General features: G+C 57.3%; 8 protein-coding genes. 6 read left to right on the top strand and 2 right to left on the bottom strand.

Annotated elements, in window-relative coordinates; all coding sequences use genetic code 11:
• Positions 1–83: 83 nt before the first annotated feature.
• Positions 84–971: an SLAC1 family transporter gene (locus HMPREF2656_RS07480; protein WP_070816240.1), complete on the bottom strand. Its 888-nt coding sequence runs from the start codon at positions 969–971 to the stop codon at positions 84–86.
• A 151-nt stretch (positions 972–1,122) separates the two neighbouring features.
• Here HMPREF2656_RS07480 and HMPREF2656_RS07485 point away from each other — a divergent pair, with 151 nt between their 5' ends.
• The 4 genes from HMPREF2656_RS07485 to msrB all read left to right on the top strand — a co-directional run bounded on the left by HMPREF2656_RS07485 (position 1,123) and on the right by msrB (position 4,810).
• Complete coding sequence (locus HMPREF2656_RS07485; RefSeq protein ID WP_070422368.1) at positions 1,123–2,301, top strand: multidrug effflux MFS transporter; 1,179 nt, start codon at positions 1,123–1,125, stop codon at positions 2,299–2,301.
• A gap of 67 nt (positions 2,302–2,368) precedes the next feature.
• Positions 2,369–3,139, top strand: a complete 771-nt coding sequence (locus HMPREF2656_RS07490; protein WP_070614504.1) for a pyrimidine reductase family protein — start codon at positions 2,369–2,371, stop codon at positions 3,137–3,139.
• 193 nt (positions 3,140–3,332) lie between these two features.
• Positions 3,333–4,400 (top strand): glycosyltransferase family 87 protein, encoded by a 1,068-nt coding sequence (locus HMPREF2656_RS07495; RefSeq protein ID WP_246825136.1) that lies wholly within the window; start codon positions 3,333–3,335, stop codon positions 4,398–4,400.
• Complete coding sequence (gene msrB, locus HMPREF2656_RS07500; protein ID WP_070483781.1) at positions 4,397–4,810, top strand: peptide-methionine (R)-S-oxide reductase MsrB; 414 nt, start codon at positions 4,397–4,399, stop codon at positions 4,808–4,810. The genes HMPREF2656_RS07495 and msrB overlap by 4 nt, the downstream gene beginning before the upstream one ends.
• A gap of 13 nt (positions 4,811–4,823) precedes the next feature.
• Here the strand turns inward: msrB and hemQ are convergent, their stop codons facing one another.
• Complete coding sequence (gene hemQ / locus HMPREF2656_RS07505; RefSeq protein WP_180950015.1) at positions 4,824–5,528, bottom strand: hydrogen peroxide-dependent heme synthase; 705 nt, start codon at positions 5,526–5,528, stop codon at positions 4,824–4,826.
• A 134-nt stretch (positions 5,529–5,662) separates the two neighbouring features.
• Between hemQ and HMPREF2656_RS07510 the strand changes: the two genes are divergently transcribed.
• Complete coding sequence (locus tag HMPREF2656_RS07510; RefSeq protein WP_371325696.1) at positions 5,663–6,301, top strand: DUF3000 domain-containing protein; 639 nt, start codon at positions 5,663–5,665, stop codon at positions 6,299–6,301.
• Positions 6,302–6,317: 16 nt separating this feature from the next.
• A partial coding sequence (locus HMPREF2656_RS07515; protein ID WP_070816242.1) for an HRDC domain-containing protein occupies positions 6,318–7,392 on the top strand: 1,075 nt, incomplete at its 3' end.

A 7,392-nucleotide genomic window follows, 5' to 3' on the forward strand; every position in this document is an offset into this window, starting at 1 on the left:
GGGTCGCGAGTTCGAGTCTCGTCATCCGCTCCAAAAAAGACTGTCTATCGTTTCGGTAGGCAGTCTTTCTTTTATCCCCTTTTCTATAGGCGCTGCAATTGCCAAGCCCCGAAACGTACCGCGCAAATGCTCCAGTGCACAAGAAGCAGAATCAACAGCGCAAAGGATAATTGGGACCACCCCTGGTACCAAGCGCCTAAGCACAGCGTTCCCACCGGGAATGTGGCACCCCACCACCCCGGACCGTAGGGCGAAATTGTCACTACCGCCTGGTAGAAGCAATACATTGCAAACAAGGAACACGGCACTCCGATCACGAACATGACAATGCCGTAGAGGTGGGCGTCGAAAAGCACTGTTGAAGCGGCAGTCGATTGCCCGACGACGCCTAGTGGGATCCAGGCTGTACCTGCGGCCGCGCCACTTGGGTGGTAACGGTGGCGCATGAATGACCAAAAGCAATAGGCAAACAGCGGAATTGCTGTTGTCAACGTGAGCCAGAAACACACCACACCGACATAGTGGTAGAGCGCTCCATGCTCATCAGATAGCTGTCCTCCAGACGTTGCGGCCACCATTGGCGTGACCAGCGCAAGGCCCCAGGGAAACGCAGGTTTTCCATAGAGGCTCGGTCGCTTCCAAAACGCCCAAAGCTGCCACAAACACACTAGTGCGGAAAGCGGTGCACCGATCCACCAACTGGCCAACTGGAATCCATCGTTAGCGGTCAGCGCGGTCCACGCCGAGCCGCAAGACAGTAGCCCCATCGTGTACATGCCCCACGCCGCCATATTCTGTTGGCGAGGAGGCTCATGTCGAGCGCCCACCGTAAAAACCGCAAGCAACACAGCGGCACACAGGGCGAACGCGATCTGGCAGAGACGAAAGCCATGCAAACCAGACAAGGTGGAGGCAATTGAAGTGCCCATCAAGGCACCAGCCCACGCCGGGCCATACTTTGGCAACTGCATGATAACCACGCTATGCCTGTTCCCAACCTATTAGCGAATCTGTGTGTGCAGCTCCCCCGATTGTTGCCTCTGCTGATCTCGCTCACTGCAATGGTCATGAGACTTCAATAGGCATCGCTTCATCAAAATCCTAAGGGGCTATCCTACCGGCGTGCAGAAACTTTCTGGTGGCCTCCTTGCCGCGCTGGCTTTGTTTACCGCCTCTGGTCCCCTGGGCATCGACATGTACCTCCCGGGCATGCCAGAGCTTGCGACGAGTTTGTCGACGACCCACTCATTTGCCCAGATGACCATTACCGGGTTCATGCTCGGTATGGCCCTTGGCAATCTCTTGTTTGGGGCGATTTCCGACGGGACTGGACGAAAGCCTGTCATTATTGTGGCTTCCGCCGTTGCCCTTGTTGCCTCGGTGGCTTGCGCGCTAGCCGATTCCATCGCATTTCTCATTTGCGCCCGCTTCTTCCAAGGCCTCGCAGGTGGATGCGCGATCGTTGTTGCTCGTGCTGTCGTCCCCGACATTGCTCACGGAAAACAAGCCGCGCGCGGGCTTTCAGCGCTCATGGCGATCTCCGGGTTTATGCCTGCAATCGCCCCGGTGCTTGGTGGCCTCATCATTCCCGCATTCACCTGGCGCGGCGTTTTTTGGACAATCGCTGCAGTCAATCTTGCGCAGCTCGTTGTCGCTTTGTGGCTCGTTCCCGAGACGCTGCCCTCCCACAAGCGGACAAGTGGCACCTTGCGCCAGATGTTTCCGCGGATGGGGCGCTGTCTACAACGTCCCGCGTTCACTGGATACATGGTGGCTGCAGGTTTGGGCTTTGGCACGCTCTTTTCCTACATCGCGGCTTCTCCCCTAGTCCTCCAATTACAGCTCGGTCTGAGCCCAACCACATTCTCTCTCGTCTTCGGGAGCATCGCGTTGCTCATTCCACTGAGCAACACGCTCAACATGCGGCTGCTCAAGCGGCACCAGCCGCGCACGCTCCTTACCGTCGCACTCGGAGTTGATCTCACAGTAGGTGCGATACTCCTCGCATTTTCCATTTTGGGTCCAAGCAACGCAATGATTCCTTTTATCGCAATCCTCTCCGCGATGGCGGGATTCATCATGGCGAATGCTTCCGCTCTCGCTATCGAGGAAGTGCGAGATATCGGCACCGGGGCCGGAACCGGTGTCATGGGGTTCTTCCAATTCATTATCGGGGGACTCGTTCCACCACTTGTTGCGCTCGGTCCAAACCCGGCCACTGCGATGGCGCTCGGCGTGCTCACCTGCGCTGGTTTGGCGCTTACGGGAGCACGTATCAGCTCACGCTTTCACCGAAGCTGATCAGCTTCAACCCACCACGTTCCAAAACCACGAGGCCAGAAACAAAACCTCTTTACAATTAACGACGATGCTTACCCCCAACACCTCAGACCAGCTTCCCGACTCGATCGACACGCAGGTATTGATTGGGCCGGTTCTTCCACCTGGGGAGTGCGAGACACGCTTGATTGGTATTGCTTCGCTCACCGGGGTTGCCGCAATCGAGGGAGCATCTGCCGGCTTGGGAAATGCGACCGATTTCGCATTGCTCAACGCCCTTCGCGTGTGGTCTGATGCAGTGCTCGTTGGTGCGGAAACGGTACGAAAGGAAGACTACTTCGGTGCGCGAGTCTCGCCAGAGAAACAGCAACAACGGAAGGAAAACGGGCAGTCTGTCGCGCCTCCGATTGTGGTGTTAAGCCGCAGCCTCGGTTTTGATACGTCCTCGCAGCTCTTCTCCAATAGTCTCGCAGCGCCGATATTCGCCGTCCCCCAGGATATGCTCGATACCCCTGAGGTTGCTGCTCGCGCACATGACATCACCGAGGCTGGTGGCAGCATCCTCCCGCTCGTAGATGACTCCATGCGAACAGCAATTGAAGCGCTGCACATGCACGGTATGTCCCGCATCGTTTGCGAGGGAGGTCCACAGCTCAACACCCAGATGCTGAATGAAGACGCGGTAGACGTATTTCATTACACCATCAGCCCTCACGCAGTGCTGCAGCCTTCTGAAGTGAGGTTGTTCGGGCACAGTGACGACGATCGCAACATCCCCTTTGTTCTCGAGTCGGTTAAAGCAACAAGCGATTCCCTGCTGTTTTGCCGTTACCGAAGGGTGCGGGACCGAAAAGGCTAATCGAGCCGGTACGGTATCACCCGTGATGTTGCAAACTCGCCTCCATGATTTTTGGGTCGCCCCAGCGCCCGTCGCGACGCGTTCCCACGCGGAGGTACCAACCTCCACGCTTCGAGGCGCAGGTGCTTTGGCTTGGCCACTGGCAGTCATCTTGATCGTGCACAGGCTTTTTGTCCTCGCACGCACCGGATCGGTGACCGACGACTTCACTACGGTCTGGTCGGCGGCACGCCGCTTCATCGACCGAGTACCTGTGTACAACGAGATTTACGAGCACGTTGACCCGCACTACCTCTATAACCCGGGTGCTACGCTGCTACTTTCTCCTCTTGGGATGCTTCCAAGTATGGAAAGCGCGAGGCCATTTTTCATCCTGTTCAACGCGCTTTGCATTATTGCTGCAGTCACATGGCTTACGCGGCTAGCGGGCTTCCGCATGTCTCACCCGGTGCTTCCAATCGCATTAGCCCTTGCATTTGTGACGGAAGCCGTGACAAATACCTTGGTGTTTTCGAACATCAACGGTGTACTACTTCTCGCCCTGACTGCGTTTATCGCGTTGTTTCTCGCTAGGCGTGATGTCGGTGCGGGTATCGTGCTCGGGCTGGCGGTCGTCGTCAAGCCAATGTTCGCTCCGCTTCTCGTACTGCCACTGATGAAAATGCGGTGGAAGGTCGTTGCTAGCGGTGTCGCCGTACCTGTATTCCTCAACGTCATTGCCTGGCCGCTGACTCCAGGTGCTCGCGACTACATCGACGTTGTTGTGCCGTATCTAGGCATCACACGCGACTATGCCAACTCTTCGCTCGCAGGTTTTGCCGTCTATTTCGGTATGCCTGCCTGGGCGCACACCATCCTCTTTGTCGTCGCTGCATCTGCTGTTGCGGCGGCGATCATTGGTTTAGCCCGCTGGCGTTATAGCGACGAATGGCTTTGGCTGACCTTGAGCACCGGCGTCCTGCTCGCAGGCGTATGCCTACTGTCCTCACTCGGACAGGCGTACTACTCGATGATGCTCTTCCCCGCCCTGTTTACTGTGTTTCACCGCGCCAGCCCCCTTCACACTTGGCCAACGTGGCTGGGCGCCGTTTTATGTCTCGCGCCACTGAGTTGGGTTACGCCTGACGCGATACTGCTTGGACGGTGGCTGAACACTTTTCTTCCCACATTTGGATGGGCCGTGTTTATTGTCGCGGTGGCATCGTGGGTATGGTCTACTCAAATCACATCGGCGCCACAAAAGGAGAGGACGCGACAATGAGCGAATCCAAACCAAATTACAAGGACTTCACCGAAGCACAGTGGCGAGAAAAACTTAGCCCTGAAGAGTTTCGGGTCCTGCGGGAGGCCGGCACCGAGGCACCCGGTGTGGGCGAATACACCAACACCACCACTGAAGGTGTCTACCGTTGTAGAGCATGTGGTGAGGAACTGTTTCGGTCCTCAGAAAAGTTCGACGCACACTGCGGGTGGCCAGCATTCTTTTCCCCACTGGCGGGCGATCGGATTATTGAGCGCGAAGACCGCTCTCACGGAATGATCCGTACGGAAGTACTCTGCGCGAACTGTGGCTCTCATCTCGGCCACGTGTTTGCCGGCGAGGGTTTTGACACCCCCACCGACCTGCGTTACTGCATCAACTCCATTAGCTTGACGCTGGAAGAGGCCTAGGGCCTCATCCGGCCTACGGCAGGATGTTGATGATCTCCGCGATGTCGCTGACGCGACGTCCGGTCTGGAACGGAACCTCCTCGCGCACGTGCAGGCGGGCCTCGGTGTAGCGCATCGTCTTCATCAGGGCCTCAATGCGCTCGAGCGTTGGCGCCTCAAATGCCAGCATCCACTCGTAGTCGCCGAGCGTAAACGCCTCGACGGTGTTCGCGCGCACGTCCGCAAAGTCGCGGGCGGCTTGGCCGTGTTCAGAAAGGATTCGGCGACGCTTCTGGGGGTCCATGATGTACCAGTCATACGAGCGAACGAAGGGGTAGACCGTGATCCAGTCACCCGGTTCCTCCCCCATAATGAAACTCGGCAGGTGGGACTTGTTGAACTCTGCAGGACGGTGCAAACCGTTGCCAAGCCAGCTCACCTCAACGAGCTGACCGAACGCAGTCTCACGTCGGAAATCAGCCAGTGCCTTTTGTAGGTCGGAAAACTCTTCTGCGTGCCACCAGATCATGAAGTCTGCATCAGCACGAATGCCGGTGTTGTCGTAGATGCCACGAACAACAACGACGCCCTCTTCTTCAAGCTTGCGGAAGAAAGCCTGCGCTTCTTCGATGATACGAGTACGTTCCGTCCCAAGAGCACCGGGAATTGCACGGAACACTGCAAACTGCAGATAACGCTGCGTGGCGTTGAGTTTCGCAAAGTCAAGCTTGGCCATGATGACGCTCCTTCCCTGCCGATACGGCAGATCAAACTAAAGTCGTAATGAGTCTACGCTGTCGCACATTGCGTCTCGACGATATGTCGGCGCGCCTCCCCCACCACACGCAACGGGTCGATACCTTTATGCGTGTGATGAATCCGGACACCACCCCCCAGACCTCCACACATAGTGCGGATACGCTCGGGGAAGGCGCAAACGAGAACTGGCCGGCGGATTTTTCTAAGGCCGTCGAGTCAATGCATGCAGCCCAGCTTCGTCCTGAGATTTCCCTCGGGACTATCCGACCGCCGCAGCGACCAGCACCGTTTAGCCATGCTGTGGGGCTCGAAGTAGTCCACCCGAACGAGGACGGTGACAACATCCCGGTCGATTCAGAAGGCGATGCTTTCGGCCGACTAATCCTCCTACACTCCCCTGCCGCCGAGGAGGCCTGGGAGGGCACCATGCGGCTGGTGGCCTATATCCAAGCGGACATGGATGATGCTGTGGCGTCAGACCCGTTGCTACCTGACGTCGCTTGGCAGTGGCTCAATGAATCGCTCGCGGAGACCAGTGCTGGGTTCACCAATCTTGGCGGCACGGTTACGTCGACCGCATCAGTACGCTTCGGTGAGATCGGTGGACCTCCCCGCGCATACCAGTTGGAGATGCGCGCCTCCTGGACTGCTGAGGGGATCGACTTGAAGAGCCACGTCGAGGCTTTTTCCAAGGTTTTGGCACATGTTGCCGGGCTTCCACCAGAGGGTGTGACACAGCTCAACGCACGCTAGGGCATACTTACGCAACATGACATCCCAGGTGCAGTACCACCTCGTAGAAACTCCCGAGCAATTCTCTCGCGCAGCGGCGGCATTGGCAGAAGGTCGAGGCGCTTACGCCATCGATACCGAGCGCGCAGCGTCATTTCGTTATGACGACCGAGCGTTCCTCGTGCAGATTTATCGACGAGATACCGATACGTACCTGTTCGCCCCGGAAGGCAACCGGGACGCGCTTCATGATGCCCTCGCTCCCGTCATCAACGGTGAGGACTGGATTATCCACGCTGCCGTCGATGATCTTAAGTCGCTCGCAATGCTCGGTCTCTACCCAGGCACAATCTTTGACACAGAACTCGCATCCCGCTTCGCAGGGTTTAATAGGCCAAATTTGGCGGCGATGGTGCAGCACTTCGTGGGAGTAGAACTTAAAAAAGGTCACGGCCACGAGGACTGGTCCACCACACCTCTGCCACCAACGTGGCAAGAATACGCCGCGTTAGATGTCGCACACCTCCACGATCTCGCAGAGGCTCTCGCCGAGCAATTGGACAACGAAGGCAAGCTTTCGTTCGCCGAGCAGGAGTTTGAGCGGATTGTCAACGAGCTCGGACCGGACAACGCACCCTTTAATGAGACATGGCGTGACATGAAGGGAGTGTCAGGGCTACGCTCCGCCAGGAGCCTGCAGCTCGCTAAAACGCTGTGGACCGCCCGCGACGAACATTGCCGAAAAGAAGACATCTCTCCCGGTCACATGCTCTCGAGCGAATCAATCGTCACCATCGCTCGTACTGTGCCATCCTCCCCATGGGAACTACGAAACTGCCTGCGCTACCGATCGCTCAATACAACGAAAGCCAAATTCTGGTTTAGTCTCGTCGAACAGGCGCTCGCTGAGGACCCCGAACAATGGCCAACCCCCGCGCAGCCTGCACCGACTGACCCTCCCGCAAAAATTGTGTGGGAACACGACTACCCACGTTCCTGGCACGCATTGCAGTCGGCGCGAAAGTACGTCTCTGAAGTGGCGGCGCAACAAAACATCCGTCCAGATATGCTGCTCTCTTCTGCAGTGCTGCGACAAGTTATGTGGACCGCCC

The organism is Corynebacterium sp. HMSC034B08, from assembly GCF_001835805.1.
Lineage (GTDB): Bacteria > Actinomycetota > Actinomycetes > Mycobacteriales > Mycobacteriaceae > Corynebacterium > Corynebacterium coyleae.